Here is a 904-nt window from a genome sequence, read left to right as displayed (position 1 = left end):
TAAAAACTCACCTTTATACATTTGATTATTTCAACTTTTCGCTAATACTTAGTCCACCAACAGCGGCAGCTGTTGGGGACATGAAAGTTTTTCATGGATACTACTCGCACTTATTGCCGGCTGTGTTTGGTAGCACACCCGGCATTTTTTATGTCTGAAAAAAGCCTCGTTTTTACACATCCCTGATACACTGAATAGTAAGAGAACAATTTTCTGTTCAGATCTTGTTTCATGACGAATTTAACCACAACGAACGAACAAAATGGATCTTAGTTTTTCCGTTATAGGTAACGCGACTGGCGCTATTACGTTTGCATTGCTAATGATATACGCAGTGCGCAGTTATCAGCGACGCGCTACCGATAAAGCCATCTTATTTGCGACCAGCACTACGCTGTGTTGGTTATTGATACTGACAATTCAAGCTTTAGGTTTTGAGCTGCCATTTACCTTGCGCTATAACCTTGAGCTATTACGAACCGCTGCGTGGTTTACGGTCTTGTATGCCATTCTTGGCGTCACAGTTTTTCCTTCTAAATTTAAAATCGGCCCCCAATTCTTTTTTACAACCGGCGTTATCACTTTAATCTCTGGGTTGATTGCGGTACTGATAATTCAAGAGCTATTCACAATATCCCTCGTCTCTGGCAAAACACTGTTAGTTCTTAACGTTCTCGTATCATTAGTAGGCATTCTGTTACTAGAACAAATTTGGCGAAACTCTTCTCTCTTTACCCGCGCAGGAATTAAGTATCTCAGCATCGCGGTTGCAACCATCCTTGCTTATGACTTCGTTATGTACTCCGACGCCCTGCTCTTCAATCGTTTGTCAGGAGCACTTTGGGATAGCCGTGGCGCTGTAAATGCGCTAGCTGCCCCCCTGATCGCAGCAACACTGGTGAAT

At 42.9% G+C, this 904-nt stretch carries 1 pseudogene; it reads left to right on the top strand.

Annotated elements, in window-relative coordinates:
* Positions 1 to 262: 262 nt before the first annotated feature.
* Positions 263 to 904: pseudogene (locus A3738_RS07970) on the top strand (PEP-CTERM system histidine kinase PrsK); the annotation flags it as partial.

The organism is Oleiphilus sp. HI0066 (assembly GCF_001635725.1).
The sequence above is the reverse complement of the archived record's forward strand: the minus strand, read 5'-3'. Positions and strand labels throughout refer to the sequence as shown.